Origin of the sequence: Rhizobium sp. S96 (genome assembly GCF_030382195.1) — a bacterium.
Taxonomy (GTDB): domain Bacteria; phylum Pseudomonadota; class Alphaproteobacteria; order Rhizobiales; family Rhizobiaceae; genus Rhizobium.
In genome coordinates, this window is record NZ_JAUDRY010000003.1 from 687700 (window position 1) to 702576 (window position 14877).

Consider the following 14877-nt stretch of genomic DNA (forward strand, 5'->3'; position numbering starts at 1 on the left):
TTGACGGCTGGCGATTATTCGCCGCGGTTCTTCAGAGCCGCGCCGAGGATGTCGCCGAGCGAAGCGCCAGAGTCGGACGAACCGAACTGAGCAACGGCTTCCTTCTCTTCAGCGATTTCCAGAGCCTTGATCGAAAGCATGACCTTGCGGTCCTTCTTCGAGAAGTTGGTGACGCGAGCGTCAACCGTCTGGCCAACCGAGAAGCGCTCCGGACGCTGGTCGTCGCGATCGCGAGCGAGGTCAGCGCGGCGGATGAACGAGGTGATGTCTTCGTGATCCACGAGCTTCACTTCGATGCCACCGTCGTTGACGGCGATGACTTCAGCCGAAACAACAGCGTTCTTGCGCAGGTCGCCGGAAGCGGCAGCTTCGCCGACCGAGTCTTTGCCGAGCTGCTTGATGCCGAGCGAGATGCGCTCCTTTTCGACGTCTACATCAAGAACGACAGCCTTAACGACATCGCCCTTGTTGTATTCTTCGATGACCTGTTCGCCCGGACGGTTCCAGTCGAGGTCAGAGAGGTGCACCATGCCGTCAACATCGCCGTCAAGGCCGATGAACAGGCCGAATTCGGTCTTGTTCTTGACTTCGCCTTCGACTTCAGTGCCGGCCGGATGGTTGCGAGCGAATGCCGCCCACGGATTTTCCAGGGTCTGCTTGAGGCCGAGCGAAATACGACGCTTGGACGGATCGACTTCGAGAACGACGACTTCGACTTCCTGGCTCGTGGACAGGATCTTGCCGGGGTGTACGTTCTTCTTGGTCCAGGACATTTCCGAGATGTGGATCAGGCCTTCGATGCCCGGCTCCAGCTCGACGAACGCACCGTAGTCGGTGATGTTCGTGACGGTACCGGAGATCTTCTTGCCTTCCGGATACTTGGCCTGGATGCCATCCCACGGATCCGACTCGAGCTGCTTCATGCCGAGCGAGATGCGGTGGGTTTCCTGGTTGATGCGGATGATCTGAACCTTGACCTGCTGGCCAATGGACAGGATTTCCGACGGATGGTTCACACGGCGCCATGCCATGTCGGTGACGTGCAGCAGGCCGTCGATGCCGCCGAGGTCAACGAACGCACCGTAATCGGTGATGTTCTTGACGACACCGTCAACAACCTGGCCTTCTTCGAGGTTCTGAACGATTTCAGAACGCTGCTCGGCACGGGATTCTTCCAGAACCGTACGACGCGATACGACGATGTTGCCGCGACGCTTGTCCATCTTGAGGATTTCGAAGGGCTGCGGGTTGTGCATCAGCGGGGTAACGTCGCGGATCGGACGGATGTCGACCTGCGAACGCGGCAGGAAGGCAATCGCGCCGTCGAGGTCAACCGTGAAGCCGCCCTTGACCTGGTTGAAGATAACGCCTTCAACGCGCTCACCAGCTTCGAACTTGGCTTCGAGCTTGACCCAGCTCTCTTCGCGGCGAGCCTTTTCGCGCGACAGAACAGCTTCGCCGAGAGCGTTTTCGATGCGCTCAACGTAAACTTCGACTTCGTCGCCGACCTTGAGCGTGCCGTCCTTGGCCTTGGCGCCGAATTCCTTGAGCAGAATGCGACCTTCGACCTTGAGGCCAACGTCGACAACGGCGGAGTCCTTCTCGATTGCCGTTACGATACCCTTGGTTACATAGCCTTCAGCCAGATCGTTCTTGGCAAAGGATTCTTCCAGAAGGGCCGCGAAATCTTCGCGAGAGGGAGTAGCTACTGACATGAAATCTCCTGCGTGTCCGGATTTCTGGACACGTATGCGCCGGTTGGTTCGTGTTGAATGAGCCTGATCCCCGTCCGCCCTCTCATCGAAGGCAATCCGGCGCTTGGACGGAATTTCAAGCTGTCTTGCAAGGCGAGTCGGGCAAAGCCCTGAGCAAACGCCTCAATTCATGTATTTCGGTTCAAGGCCGCATCGATGATCGATTTCGCGGCTTGAAACGCGGCTTCTATACTCATTTCCGACGTATCAAGCAAGTGCGCGTCTCCCGCTGGTTTCAAAGGACTGTCGGCCCGTCCCATGTCGCGTTCATCGCGCCGTTTGACGTCCTCGAAAATCTCCGCGTAGTCGGCCGGGCCTCCCCTGCCGACAATCTCGTCATAGCGGCGTCGGGCACGCACCTCCGGCGAGGCCGTCACGTAGAGCTTCACCGGCGCCTGCGGGCAGACCACGGTTCCGATGTCGCGGCCGTCGAGCACGGTGCCCGGCTGCTTTTCCGAAAACCGGCGCTGTGCTTCCACCAGCGCGCGACGCACGGACGGCATGACAGCAATCTTCGACGCAGCTTCGCCGATCTCGTGTTTCGAGAGTATGTCGCGATCCAGGCCGCCGAGTTCAACCTCGCGAGCAATCTTTTCGGCGATTATTTCATCGTCGAGGGGCAGGCCGGTGTCGAGCAGCGCCTTCGCCGTTGCTCGATAGGTCAGGCCGGTATCGAGATGATGGAAACCGTAGGCCTCCGCAATCTGGCGCGACAACGTGCCTTTGCCGGCCGCGGCCGGACCATCGATGGCGATCGTAAAGTTCTGCATGGTCATGGATGCACTCATTCCGTGGTCAATCCGCCGTAATGGCGAACGAGGTCGATCATCTCGGCCTGATCCGGCATTTCACCAAGGCCAACCGCGACCCCTTGCCGATCGGCAACCGGTCGGTTCTGGCTGACCTTCCACTTGCCTTCGATCGAGGAAATCTCGATTTCGATGCCGACGATGCCTTTCATCTGCGCACGGATGAAATCGTCCGGTGCGTCGCCGACCGCCCACGGCTTCTCCCGCGCCCCTTCCTGCTGACGGGTGATGGCGGTGATTTGCGCGAGAAGCCAGTTCGCGTCCTCGATCACCCGCGCTGAGCCCTTCGCCTGCACGATGGCATAGTTCCACGTAGGCACGACCTTGCCGGTCTCCTGCTTGGTCTTGTACCAGGACGGCGTGACGTATGAATTGGCGCCCTGGAACACGGCGAGCACCTCGGCGCCGGCCCCAATATCCCGCCATTGCCCGTTGGCTCTGGCGACATGCAGGCGCAGCGTCCCCTTTTGCGAGGCGGCAGCATCCAGAAGGAAGGGCACGGGGTTGGCGATCAGGCCCGACTCGCCCGCGGTGATGAGCAGGCCAAGTGGATGGGCGCGAACCAGCGCATGTTGGGTGTCGAGATCGTCTTCTCTGAAATGCGGGGGCTGATACATCGGGCGATCCATTCGGGTGCCGGGGCAATGCCGGCTTTCCCTTGCAAATGAACAATATCCGGGTCACTAACACAAAGGACGGTGCCGGTCATCCAGTCGTTGCGTAACGCGCATGAGCAAAGCATGAAGTTTGGCTTTGACATGTAAGGCTGCAACGATTATGGGGACCGGCTTATAAATTCCGAACAGAACGCCGGTTTTAACGGCATTTGCCGAATCTAGGTTCGGCCATTCTCACGAGGCTAACAGTGGCGAAAGCGGAACTTGGAACCAAGCGTACCGATCCAGAAACCGGCAAGCGATTTTACGACCTGAACCGGGATCCGATCGTTTCTCCTTACACAGGCAAGTCCTACCCCCTCTCCTACTTCGAGGAAACCTCGGCTGCTGCTGCCGCAGAAGCCCAGGACGAAGAAGAGGTCGCGGAAGTCGATGCCGAAAGCACGGAAGTCGAACTGGTTTCGCTCGAGGACGCCGATGAAGGCGCATCCGGAGACGACATTCCCGATATGGGCGATGACGACGTTGAAATCGAAGGCGATGACGACGATACCTTCCTCGAAGCCGATGAAGACGACGATGACGACGATATGAGCGACATCATCGGCGTGACCGGCGACGAAGACGAAGTCTGATCCGATAACTATCGGCCCGGACGAGAAAATTTCGCCGGGCCTATTTTTTTGGGCTTGCCATCTCCGAAAACCGGAAGTAATAAGCCGCCACTTCCCGAGGCAAAGCGCTTCGCGAAGCATCCCAGGCCCGGCCACAAACCGGACCACCCTGATGGGGCTATAGCTCAGCTGGGAGAGCGCTTGCATGGCATGCAAGAGGTCAGCGGTTCGATCCCGCTTAGCTCCACCAAATCTTCCTTATTCTGAATTCTAGTCCGATGCTCGATCCTTTGTGACGTTCCGCATCACCTGAATTTGATCGCCTGGTGCGTCACTTTGCAGCGCGGTGAAGCTTCGCCTGCCAGTAATTTCGCCCAGTTCGCGCCGTTTAACGCTGCCGCAAATGCGGAGGCTGACCTCCAGACTGTACGCTGGCTAGCTGCGGAGGCGCGCAATGTCACAAGATACGCATGGCCGGAAAATCGCTCTTTCCCATCATATCCTGCCGACCTCCGGTACGATGATCGGCATCTGCATGACATTGATCGGCCTGGTGAAGGTCACGGAGCTCAAAGGGCAAAGCAGTCATGTCGACGAATATGCCGCCCTCGCGACACTAGTGTTCCTCGCCAGCGCAATGAGCTCATATTTGTCGTTGCGGATGGAGGACAATGTGGTGGCGAGCAGACGGCTGGAACTGTTCGCAGATCAATGTTTCCTGCTGGGCCTTGTCGCAATCGTCGGAATCGGGGTCCTGTTCGCCTACTCGGTGATTTAGCGGCAATCGGATTCGCAAACGCCCGCCGGTCGGCGGGCGCGTATCAGGCGTACTTATCAGCTCACGACTTGCAAGCCGGCGATGACATCATGGCAGATTCAGCCAGCGCTTTCGTCTTGTGTGCGCCGCCGACCATCATTTCCATCTTGCCGTCTGGATGCTTGGAAACCACGCTGCATTTCGCACTGTCATGAGGATGCACAACGTAATAATGGGTGGCCGCCATCGTTGGAACGGCGCCAATTGCCAGGATCGCAATAGTCAAAGCTGTTTTCTTGATCATCGCATTCCTCCGTTCGGTAGGACTGGCAGTCTTGTTGCCAGCTTGGAGGTAGCTATCGCCCGGCCTTCTTTTGACAAAGCGTCATTTCGGCGCATGCAAGGGGAACGGGCATCGCAGCTCCAACTACGGTAAAAACGCGTGCAATTGCGGCTGGCGCGGTTGACCATGTCGCGCTTCCTTCATTATCGCATCGGATAAAGCGGTCGATCGAAATCCAGGGAGGGCGTTGCCTTTGTTTCTCTTTTCAAAACTTGTCTGGGTTTTTGGACAGCCGCTCTCTCTCGCTTTTCTTTTCGCCGTGCTCTCCGTGCTTCTGAGCTGCATCCGGTGGCGCAAAACGGGTATCGCAAGCGCGGCACTTGGAGCGCTCATCCTTTTCGTCACGCTCTACACGAGCGTCGGTACCTATCTTCTGCAGGGACTGGAGGAGCGCTTTCCAAAGCCGCAGGACCCCGAAAACCTGCAGTGCATGATCGTGCTCGGCGGTGCCTTCGAAAATGAAGTCAATACGGCGCGGCACGGCATCGAATTCAACGCCGGCGGAGACCGCTTCATCGAAGCGCTGCGTCTTGCTCAGAAGTACCCGCAATCTCGCATCCTGATTTCAGGCGGCGACGGCTCGATGTCGGGCATCTACGAAGGCGATGCGGTGATATCCGCCCGCTTCTTCCCGCTGTTCGGCGTCGGAAAAGAGCGCCTGGTCGAAGAGACGACATCGCGTACCACCTTTGAAAACGCGACGAACACCAAGGAACTGCTGGCAAGCCAGGGGCTGTCGGACTGCCTGCTGATCACGTCCGGCTACCACATGCCGCGCTCGGTCGGCATCTTTCGCAAGCAGGGAATCAATATCGTGCCCTGGCCGACCGATTACCGGACCGACGGACATGAGGTCCTCGGGATCGACTTCACCCAGCCGAACCGGAACTCGCAGAACATGGCAACGGCCATTCGCGAGTGGTTCGGGCTGGTCGGGTACTATTTTGCCGGGCGCACGTCGGCGCTCTATCCGGGCTAACGCAATCTATTTCTTGGAGATCGTCACGAACTTCGTGCCACGCACCCGGGCGGTGACCGTGCACTGCTCCTTTGTCGGGTCGGCATCCGGGCGGTCGCAGAAGCGCGGATGCATCTTCATGGCTAGGACCATGTTGCCAAAGCGCTGGACGAAGTCGTAGCCGTAGATCTGCGCGGTCGCGATCATGAAGTAGCCGCCTTCGGCGACCTGGAGGTAGAAGTTGTAGGTGCAACCATCGTCGTTGCAGCCCGGCCCCTTCTCGCCATCACAGGTGAGCTCCCCTTCATTGACCACCGTATCGATCAGGCCGTCATTGTTGATGTCCTGATGCGTTACGAAGGCGTCCGAGAACTCAGCCTTGGTGCACTGCTCCTGAAAGTGCTTCTTCTCGTAGATCTCCGGATCGGAAAGCAACGATTGCTGAGCAAAGGCGGCAACGGGCATCACGAGGAATGCGAGAAGGTTCAGGGTGATCAGGAGCGTTTTCACGGGTTTCTCTTTTGGCCGAATAGGGGGCTATCAATCGACGACTTTGGCAGAGCCGCCTTGCGCCGCCCTTGCCGCCATGATTCATTCATCAGGATATCCTGTCGGTCTCCGGAGCACCGCATGTCATTGTTCGTCTATCTGGATTATGCCGGCGTTGCGCTTTTTGCAGCGACTGGTGCGCTCGCAGCATCGCGCAAGCAGCTCGATCTGGTCGGCTTCCTGTTTTTTGCGATCGTGACTGGAGCGGGTGGCGGCACGGTGCGCGACATGGTGCTCGGTCGTGTACCGGTATTCTGGGTCTTAAACCCGACCTATATCCTGGTTTGCTGCGCCGCCGGCATCATCGTCTTCTTCACGGCGCATCTGGTCGAGTCACGCTATCGCTTGCTGATATGGCTCGATGCCGTCGGACTGTCGGCGTATTGCGTCATGGGCGCCGCCAAGGGCCTTGCGGCAACCGGTTCGCCAACGATCGCCATCGTCACCGGCACATTGACGGCGACGTTCGGCGGGATCCTGCGCGATCTGCTTGCCAACGAGCCGTCGGTGCTCTTGCGGCCGGAAATCTATATCACCGCAGCGCTGATCGGCTCCGGGATCTTCACGGTCGCGAATGGACTGGATCTACCCATCTACTCGGCGTCCGCCGTGGGTGTTCTTGCGGCATTCGCCGTTCGTGGCGGTGCGCTCCATTTCGGCTGGACGATCCCGACCTACAAGGCCAAGCCTGGCCGCCATCCCGATGATGTGATGTAGCTTAGCGCTGCTTCGGCCGCAGCCGGATGACCACGTCGACATGGGCGATTTCCATGCCCTCGGGAGGCTCCGGCAGGTTGGCGATCGTCAGGTTGCTTACCGGGATGTCGAGGACGTCGTTGTCGCCCTCAATGAAGAAGTGGTGGTGATCGGAGACATTGGTGTCGAAGTAGGTCTTCGCACTTTCCACCGCGAGCACACGAATCATGCCGGCTTCGGTGAACTGGTGCAGCGTGTTGTAAACCGTTGCGAGAGAAACCGGCACGCCGGCCTCCACCGCTTCGTCGTGCAACTCTTCGACCGTCAGATGCCGGTCGCCCTTTGCAAAGAGCAGATCACCCAGGGCCACACGCTGTCGCGTCGGTCGCAAGCCTGCGCTACGCAGCCTTGCTTCGATGGTAAGCGGGGCTTCAGCCGCCATTCGACGAACTCCGTTTAATCTAGCGTCCAGCAATCAGGTTTCCTTAGCCATATAACTTTTGCGCAAAAGCCTTTCAATAGCTTCAATGGGGACAACAGGTGCGAAAAGGCCGCGAAATCGGGCTTTTCGAGCAAATACCTCTGGCCGAGGGCTTGGCCTTCCTGTATGCGACCACCAAATAAGGCGCACAGCCGGTCCTTGTTGGTGGGGAAGCTCAGCCATGCTTATGCTTCATTTTCTGCTGTACTTGGACTAAACGTTCACATCCATCGGCATAGTTGCGGGGGGAATTAGAGTTTTCATGGCGACGAAACAATCCAGCTACAACTACGAGGAAATCCTGGCCTGCGGCCGCGGAGAGCTGTTTGGCCCGGGCAATGCGCAGCTGCCGCTGCCGCCGATGCTGATGGTCCATCGCATCACCGATATTTCCGAAACCGGCGGCGCCTTCGACAAGGGCTATATCCGCGCCGAATACGACGTGAAGCCGGATGACTGGTATTTCCCCTGCCACTTCCAGGGCAACCCGATCATGCCTGGCTGCCTCGGCCTTGACGGCATGTGGCAGCTGACCGGCTTCTTCCTCGGCTGGCTGGGCGAGCCCGGACGCGGCATGGCGCTCTCGACGGGCGAAGTGAAGTTCAAGGGCATGATCCGCCCGACCACGAAGCTTCTCGAATATGGCATCGATTTCAAGCGCGTCATGCGCGGCCGCCTGGTGCTCGGCACCGCCGATGGCTGGCTGAAGGCAGACGGCGAAACCATCTATCAGGCAACCGACCTGCGCGTCGGCCTGTCCAAGGATAAAGAAGCCTGATTTCGCCGGGCACTCGTGCCCGGTTCTCCAAGTTAGAAAAAACGAAAAGGTCGAAACACATGAGACGGGTAGTTGTCACGGGTCTGGGCGTTGTTTCCTCGATCGGCAATGATGCCGCCGAGGTCACCGCTTCGCTGCGCGATGCCAAGTCCGGCATTTCCTTCTCCAACGATTTTGCCGAGCATGGCTTCAAGTGCCAGGTCTGGGGTCGTCCGACGCTTGATCCGACGGATCTCGTTGATCGCCGTGCCATGCGCTTCCTCTCCCAGGGCGGTGCGTGGAATCACGTTGCGATGAAGCAGGCGATCGCCGATTCGGGCCTCGAAGAAAGCGACATCAGCAACAACGAGCGCACCGGCATCATCATGGGTTCGGGCGGTCCTTCGACCCGTACCCTGATCGAAGCTGCCGAGATCACCATCAAGAACAACAGCCCGAAGCGCATCGGCCCGTTCGCCGTGCCGAAGGCGATGTCTTCGACGGCCTCCGCCACGCTCGCGACCTGGTTCAAGATCCACGGCGTCAACTACTCGATCTCGTCGGCCTGCTCGACCTCGGCACATTGCATCGGCAACGCCGCCGAGATGATCCAATGGGGCAAGCAGGACATCATGTTCGCCGGCGGTCACGAAGACCTCGACTGGACGATGTCGAACCTGTTCGATGCCATGGGCGCGATGTCCTCCAAGTACAACGACACGCCGGCAACGGCCTCGCGTGCTTACGATGTCAGCCGTGACGGCTTTGTCATCGCCGGCGGCGCTGGCGTTCTGGTTCTTGAAGAACTGGAACACGCCAAGGCGCGCGGCGCCAAGATCTACGCTGAAATCGTCGGCTACGGCGCGACCTCCGACGGTTACGACATGGTCGCTCCGTCGGGCGAAGGCGCGGTGCGCTGCATGCGCCAGGCGCTCTCGACGGTGAAGGGCGATGTCGACTACGTCAACACGCACGGCACCTCGACGCCTGTCGGCGACAGCAAGGAGATCGGCGCGATCCGCGAAGTATTCGGCGCCAAGATGCCGCACATCCAGTCGACCAAGTCGCTGACCGGTCACTCGCTGGGCGCTGCCGGCGTACAGGAATCGATCTACTCTCTGTTGATGATGCAGGCTGGCTTCATCGGCGAAAGCGCTCACATCACAGAGCTCGACCCGGAATTCGACGGCGTGCCGATCGTTCGCAAGCGTATCGACGACGCCAAGATCGACATCGCGCTCTCCAACTCTTTCGGCTTCGGCGGCACCAACGCCACGCTCGTCTTCCAGCGCTACAACGGATAACAATATGACGGGAATCATGCAGGGTAAGCGCGGGCTTATCATGGGCGTTGCGAACAACCATTCCATCGCCTGGGGAATTTCAAAGGCGCTGGCCGCACAGTGTGCAGAACTTGCCTTCACCTACCAGGGTGACGCACTGGGCAAACGCGTCAAGCCGCTGGCGGCCGAGGTCGGATCAGACTTCGTCCTGCCGTGCGACGTTGAAGACATTGACTCGGTCGACGCCACGGTCGAAGCGATCAAGGAACGCTGGGGCACGCTCGACTTCGTCGTGCATGCCATCGGCTTCTCCGACAAGAACGAGCTGAAGGGCCTTTACGCCGACACCACGCGCGACAATTTCAGCCGCACGATGGTCATCTCCTGCTTCTCCTTCACGGAAATCGCCAAGCGCCTTGCGCCGCTGATGAACGAAGGCGGCTCGATGCTGACGCTGACCTATAACGGCTCGACGCGCGTCATTCCGAACTACAACGTCATGGGCGTTGCCAAGGCAGCACTCGAGGCCTCCGTGCGCTATCTGGCGGCTGACTACGGTCCGCGCGGCATTCGCGTCAACGCGATATCCGCTGGCCCGATCCGCACGCTTGCCGGCGCCGGCATCTCCGACGCGCGCGCTATCCTTTCCTGGAACCAGCAGAACTCGCCGCTGCGCAAGACCGTAACCATCGATCACGTCGGCAATTCGGCCCTCTACCTGCTCTCCGACATGGCGGCAGGCGTGACCGGCGAAATCCACTTCGTCGATGCCGGGTTCAACATAACCTCGATGCCGGCGCTCGAGGCGCTGCGCAAGGCAGACGTGGAATAAGACAAAAAGCCGGGCTCCAAGCCCGGCTTTTCCTTTAGGCGCATCCGCTAGGGATGCATGACTTGCCGCAGGATTGCCGCTGAGTCGCGAGCGCCCCAACGGGTCGCAATCTTCCCGTCTTCGATGACAAACCATTCTATTGCGGTGATATCGTAGCTTTTCCCGGTCGGGTCATGACCGACGAGACCGCGAAAGAAACCGGTATAGCGACCTGTCTCCCGGTAGCGGGCGACGACATTCTGCCCTTCGGCAGCGATATCGAGGATCTCGAGGTTTATGTTCATACCCTCGTGGAGCTCGTGCCAGATGGGTTCGACATCGTCGAGCCCGCCATATCCCAGAACACCGTAGATCCGCGCGTCCGAGGCAAATAGCGCCCGCAGCGCTGGCATGTCGAAGCGGTTGAATGCCTCGACATAGGCTCTGACGAGGTCCTTGTTGGCTTCTGCGTCCATGGCTTCCCCCTCCACTAGGCGTGCTGGGGGAAGTCTAGCAGATCTGAAAGATCTGCCTATGCCGGAGGTTACTTCTTCGCCCAGAGCACCTTGAAGCGGGCGTTGCGGCAGGTCTCGCCGCTTTCCTTGAAGTTTGCGGCAAGGACCGGCTCGTAGGGCAAACCACGGTTGGCGACCAATAGCAGGCGTCCGCCGCCACGCAACGCCGAAGCGGCTGTCTTGATCATCGCCTGGCCGAGTGACGGCTCCGCCGCGTGGCCTTCGTGGAACGGCGGGTTCATGATGATGAGATCATACTTGTCCTTGACCGGCTCGCCGGCCAGATCGTGCCAGAAGAAACGCGCGGGCACACCAGGGCAGTTTTCCGCCATATTGGCCTTGGCGGCCTCCAGAGCGGCGTGATTGGCCTCGTAGAGGTCGAGACGGCTGACGCCGGGGGACCGCTCGGCCAGCTCAACGGAGAGATAGCCCCAGCCGGCGCCGAAATCGGCGACGTCGCCGGTGAAATCGACCGGCAGGCGCGAGGCCAGCAGCTCCGAGCCATCGTCGATGCGGTCGTGCGAGAACATGCCGGCAGCGGCCTCGAAGCGACCATCGACACGCACCGGCGGCTTGGCGAACTTGGCAATGATCTCGCTGGAATCGGCAGGCGCGCCGAACCAGAATGCGACGCCGTGGTATTTCGGCATGTGCTCGAGCGACAGGCCGAAGGCTTCCATGCGCTTGCGCAGCGGCTGGATGCCGTCTTCCTTGCCGCCGGCGACGACGACGAGCCCGCCCATCTTCACGCGGGTGAGTGCTTCGGCGATATTCGCCTCGTTCTCGCCCTTGTGCTTGTTGCAGAGAACCAGAACGGCATCATAATCCTCGCCTTCGACCTCAGGCGTGGTTTCGATGCGCTGGGCGAGCAACTGCCGGTACAGCGACCGAAAGCCCTGTACGGCGCTCAGCGAGGCGGCAAAGACTTCCGGCAGGGCAAAGCCCGCCTGGGCGCCGAGGAAGAGCACGCGCTCGCCCTCGCCGGGCGCCTCAACGATGCCGCTTACAAAGGGGTGGAACAGTGTCTTCAGCGTCTCGCTGCTCATGGTTCTATCTCGTTCTTGAATACAAAAAGGGCGCGGAAACTACCCCGCGCCCATGAAGTCTCGGGAAGGCGCAGCTTACTCGGCTGCAGCTTCTTCCTTCTTCTTGTCGGCAGGGATTTCCTGGCCGGTTGCCTGGTCAACGACCTTCATCGACAGGCGGACCTTGCCGCGTTCGTCGAAGCCGAGGAGCTTGACCCAAACCTTCTGGCCTTCCTTGACGACGTCCTGGGTCTTGGCAACACGCTCGGAAGCGAGCTGCGAGATGTGGACGAGGCCGTCGCGGGCGCCGAAGAAGTTGACGAAGGCGCCGAAATCGGCGGTCTTCACAACGGTGCCTTCGTAGATCACGCCGATTTCAGGCTCGGCAACGATCGAGTGGATCCACTTGCGGGCCGCTTCGATTTCCTTGCCCGAGGAAGATGCGATCTTCACGGTGCCGTCGTCTTCGATGTTGATCTTCGCGCCGGTCTTTTCGACGATTTCGCGGATGACCTTGCCGCCGGAGCCGATAACTTCACGGATCTTGTCGACCGGGATGTTCATGACTTCGATGCGCGGAGCGAATTCGCCGAGCTGGCCACGGCTCTCGGTGATGGCGTTTGCCATTTCGCCGAGGATGTGGTTGCGACCGCCCTTTGCCTGGCTGAGCGCGACCTTCATGATCTCTTCGGTGATACCGGCAATCTTGATGTCCATCTGCAGCGAGGTGATGCCGTCGGCGGTGCCGGCGACCTTGAAGTCCATGTCGCCGAGGTGGTCTTCGTCGCCGAGGATGTCGGAGAGAACCGCGAAACGGTCACCTTCGAGGATCAGGCCCATGGCGATACCGGCAACCGGCTTAGCGAGCGGAACGCCAGCGTCCATCAGAGCGAGCGAGGTGCCGCAGACGGTTGCCATCGAGGACGAGCCGTTGGACTCGGTGATCTCAGAGACGACGCGCAGCGTGTAGGGGAACTGCTCGGCTGTCGGCAGCATCGGGCGGATAGCGCGCCATGCGAGCTTGCCGTGACCGATTTCGCGACGGCCCGGAGAACCCATGCGGCCGGTTTCGCCAACCGAGTAGGGAGGGAAGTTGTAATGGAGCAGGAAGCGCTCCTTGTACATGCCCGTGAGGCTGTCGACGTACTGTTCGTCTTCGCCGGTGCCGAGCGTGGCAACGACGATCGCCTGCGTTTCACCGCGGGTGAAGAGAGCTGAACCGTGGGTGCGCGGCAGGAGGCCGACTTCCGAGACGATCGGGCGAACGGTCTCGAGATCGCGGCCGTCGATACGGCTCTTAGTGTCGAGGATGTTCCAACGAACGATCTTGGCCTGCAGGTGCTTGAAGATCGCGCCGATGACTTCGGCGGTGTACTTCGGCTCTTCACCTTCCGGGAAGAAGTGCGCCTTGACCTTTGCCTTGACGGCGTCGACGGCAGCGTAGCGTTCAGCCTTCTGCGTGTTCTTGTAGGCGGTGCGCAGCTCGGCTTCGAAGTGCTTCAGCATTTCGGCTTCGAGTTCGGAGAAGTCTTCCGGCTGGAAGTCGCGCGGCTCCTTGGCAGCCACTTCGGCGAGCTTGATGATCGCGTCGAGAACCGGCTGGAAACCACGATGGCCGAACATGACGGCGCCGAGCATGATTTCTTCGTTCAGTTCCTTGGCTTCGGATTCAACCATCAGAACGGCGTCGTGCGTACCGGCGACAACGAGGTCGAGGATCGACTCGTCCATCTCGTCTAGATGCGGGTTCAGGACGTATTCGCCGTTGATGTAGCCGACGCGTGCGCCGCCGACCGGGCCCATGAAGGGAACGCCGGAGAGCGTCAGGGCAGCCGAAGCAGCAACCATCGACAGGATGTCGGGGTTGTTTTCCAGGTCGTGCTGGATAACCGTGACGACGACCTGCGTGTCGTTCTTGTAGCCTTCAGGGAAGAGCGGGCGGATCGGGCGGTCGATCAGGCGCGAAACCAGCGTTTCGTTTTCCGACGGACGGCCTTCGCGCTTGAAGTAGCCACCGGGGATCTTGCCGGCTGCGTAGGTCTTTTCCTGGTAGTTGACGGTCAGCGGAAAGAAGTCCTGGCCAGGCTTCGGCGCCTTGGCGGAAACGACGGTGGCGAGAACCACGGTTTCGCCGTAGGTCGCGAGAACGGCGCCGTCAGCCTGACGGGCGATCTTGCCGGTTTCGAGCTTCAGCGGGCGGCCTGCCCACTCGATTTCCACGGAATGAGTGTCGAACATATGTCTTGTCCTTCAATGCGGAGGCGCGCCATTGGCCCGAGGGCGCGGCGCAGACGACCGCAATTGTTGATGACGCATCATGGGCAAGACAACGGGAGGCTTTGCATCTTCGGCTTCCCTTTCGAGAACGCCGGGCCAAGGTGTGCGCCTTGGCCGAAAGCATCCGGCAATCCTGCCCCATGACAGGTCAACGGTTGGTTTTGCGGATCCGGCCCATCCGGGTCCGCGGGCAGTCCCGCAAACGCTACGGCGTCCTGCGGTGTCGGAGAAACGTTCCCCGGAAACAAATGCGGCGGGCGTCCACAAGGAGCGCCCGCCGAAAAAGCCTTAGCGGCGGATACCCAGGCTGGTGATCAGCTTGGTGTAACGGCCTTCGTTCTTCTTCTTGAGGTAGTCAAGAAGCGAGCGGCGGCTCGAAACCATCGTCAGCAGGCCACGGCGGGAATGGTTATCCTTCTTGTGGCCCTTGAAGTGTTCCGTGAGGTTGTTGATGCGCTCGGTGAGGATCGCAACCTGTACTTCCGGCGAACCGGTGTCACCTTCGAACGTTGCGTATTCCTTGATAAGTGCCGTCTTGCGCTCAGCAGTAATCGACATCGGATGTTCCTTTCGATGAGAGGAGATAAGGTCGCCAAAAGCCGGGATGTCGTCCAGCTTTGGCCGCGAATGC

At 59.9% G+C, this 14877-nt stretch carries 17 protein-coding genes and 1 tRNA gene; 8 read left to right on the forward strand and 10 right to left on the reverse strand.

All coding sequences use genetic code 11. The annotated features are described in order from the left end of the window. Positions 1-14: 14 nt before the first annotated feature. The 3 genes from rpsA to QTL94_RS04375 all read right to left on the reverse strand — a co-directional run bounded on the left by rpsA (position 15) and on the right by QTL94_RS04375 (position 3180). On the reverse strand, positions 15-1715 hold the full coding sequence (gene rpsA / locus QTL94_RS04365; protein ID WP_018899132.1) for a 30S ribosomal protein S1: 1701 nt from the start codon (positions 1713-1715) through the stop codon (positions 15-17). A 167-nt stretch (positions 1716-1882) separates the two neighbouring features. Further along, complete coding sequence (gene cmk, locus QTL94_RS04370) at positions 1883-2530, reverse strand: (d)CMP kinase (protein WP_289800719.1); 648 nt, start codon at positions 2528-2530, stop codon at positions 1883-1885. An 8-nt stretch (positions 2531-2538) separates the two neighbouring features. Beyond that, positions 2539-3180 (reverse strand): FMN-binding negative transcriptional regulator, encoded by a 642-nt coding sequence (locus QTL94_RS04375; RefSeq protein ID WP_289800720.1) that lies wholly within the window; start codon positions 3178-3180, stop codon positions 2539-2541. Positions 3181-3428: 248 nt separating this feature from the next. On the opposite strand from QTL94_RS04375, the gene QTL94_RS04380 reads away from it, so the two are divergent. From QTL94_RS04380 to QTL94_RS04390, 3 genes are all read left to right on the forward strand, one after another. Further along, positions 3429-3815 (forward strand): TIGR02300 family protein, encoded by a 387-nt coding sequence (locus tag QTL94_RS04380; RefSeq protein WP_065691479.1) that lies wholly within the window; start codon positions 3429-3431, stop codon positions 3813-3815. Positions 3816-3968: 153 nt separating this feature from the next. Further along, positions 3969-4044 (forward strand) — tRNA-Ala (locus tag QTL94_RS04385). 204 nt (positions 4045-4248) lie between these two features. Continuing rightward, entirely contained in the window at positions 4249-4572 is a 324-nt protein-coding gene (locus QTL94_RS04390) for a hypothetical protein (RefSeq protein WP_065691480.1), read from the forward strand. A gap of 61 nt (positions 4573-4633) precedes the next feature. On the opposite strand, the gene QTL94_RS04395 is transcribed toward QTL94_RS04390, so the two are convergent. Continuing rightward, entirely contained in the window at positions 4634-4855 is a 222-nt protein-coding gene (locus tag QTL94_RS04395; protein WP_289800721.1) for a hypothetical protein, read from the reverse strand. A gap of 232 nt (positions 4856-5087) precedes the next feature. Here QTL94_RS04395 and QTL94_RS04400 point away from each other — a divergent pair, with 232 nt between their 5' ends. Next, the gene (locus tag QTL94_RS04400; protein ID WP_289800722.1) at positions 5088-5873 is read left to right on the forward strand and encodes a YdcF family protein; all 786 of its coding nucleotides are present in this window, start codon (positions 5088-5090) and stop codon (positions 5871-5873) included. 6 nt (positions 5874-5879) lie between these two features. Here the strand turns inward: QTL94_RS04400 and QTL94_RS04405 are convergent, their stop codons facing one another. Continuing rightward, a complete protein-coding gene (locus tag QTL94_RS04405) occupies positions 5880-6362 on the reverse strand; it encodes a hypothetical protein (RefSeq protein ID WP_065691483.1) in 483 nt (160 codons plus the stop codon). Between the two features lie 120 nt (positions 6363-6482). Here QTL94_RS04405 and QTL94_RS04410 point away from each other — a divergent pair, with 120 nt between their 5' ends. Next, positions 6483-7118: a trimeric intracellular cation channel family protein gene (locus tag QTL94_RS04410; RefSeq protein ID WP_065691484.1), complete on the forward strand. Its 636-nt coding sequence runs from the start codon at positions 6483-6485 to the stop codon at positions 7116-7118. Position 7119: 1 nt separating this feature from the next. On the opposite strand, the gene irrA is transcribed toward QTL94_RS04410, so the two are convergent. After that, a complete protein-coding gene (gene irrA / locus QTL94_RS04415; RefSeq protein ID WP_065691485.1) occupies positions 7120-7539 on the reverse strand; it encodes an iron response transcriptional regulator IrrA in 420 nt (139 codons plus the stop codon). A 301-nt stretch (positions 7540-7840) separates the two neighbouring features. Here irrA and fabA point away from each other — a divergent pair, with 301 nt between their 5' ends. From fabA to fabI, 3 genes are read left to right on the forward strand one after another with little or no spacing between them, the layout of a single operon-like run. Continuing rightward, on the forward strand, positions 7841-8356 hold the full coding sequence (gene fabA / locus QTL94_RS04420; RefSeq protein WP_065691486.1) for a 3-hydroxyacyl-[acyl-carrier-protein] dehydratase FabA: 516 nt from the start codon (positions 7841-7843) through the stop codon (positions 8354-8356). A 59-nt stretch (positions 8357-8415) separates the two neighbouring features. Beyond that, complete coding sequence (gene fabB, locus QTL94_RS04425) at positions 8416-9639, forward strand: beta-ketoacyl-ACP synthase I (RefSeq protein ID WP_065691487.1); 1224 nt, start codon at positions 8416-8418, stop codon at positions 9637-9639. A gap of 4 nt (positions 9640-9643) precedes the next feature. Continuing rightward, the gene (fabI, locus tag QTL94_RS04430; protein WP_065691488.1) at positions 9644-10450 is read left to right on the forward strand and encodes an enoyl-ACP reductase FabI; all 807 of its coding nucleotides are present in this window, start codon (positions 9644-9646) and stop codon (positions 10448-10450) included. A 47-nt stretch (positions 10451-10497) separates the two neighbouring features. Here the strand turns inward: fabI and QTL94_RS04435 are convergent, their stop codons facing one another. The 4 genes from QTL94_RS04435 to rpsO all read right to left on the reverse strand — a co-directional run bounded on the left by QTL94_RS04435 (position 10498) and on the right by rpsO (position 14804). Beyond that, positions 10498-10905, reverse strand: a complete 408-nt coding sequence (locus QTL94_RS04435; RefSeq protein ID WP_065691489.1) for an ester cyclase — start codon at positions 10903-10905, stop codon at positions 10498-10500. 68 nt (positions 10906-10973) lie between these two features. Then, positions 10974-11990 carry a class I SAM-dependent methyltransferase gene (locus tag QTL94_RS04440; protein ID WP_289800723.1) on the reverse strand — a complete coding sequence of 339 codons (1017 nt, stop codon included), beginning with the start codon at positions 11988-11990 and terminating at the stop codon, positions 10974-10976. Positions 11991-12065: 75 nt separating this feature from the next. Beyond that, entirely contained in the window at positions 12066-14207 is a 2142-nt protein-coding gene (gene pnp, locus QTL94_RS04445) for a polyribonucleotide nucleotidyltransferase (protein ID WP_065691491.1), read from the reverse strand. A 327-nt stretch (positions 14208-14534) separates the two neighbouring features. Then, positions 14535-14804 (reverse strand): 30S ribosomal protein S15, encoded by a 270-nt coding sequence (gene rpsO, locus QTL94_RS04450; protein WP_026283114.1) that lies wholly within the window; start codon positions 14802-14804, stop codon positions 14535-14537. Positions 14805-14877 lie beyond the last annotated feature (73 nt).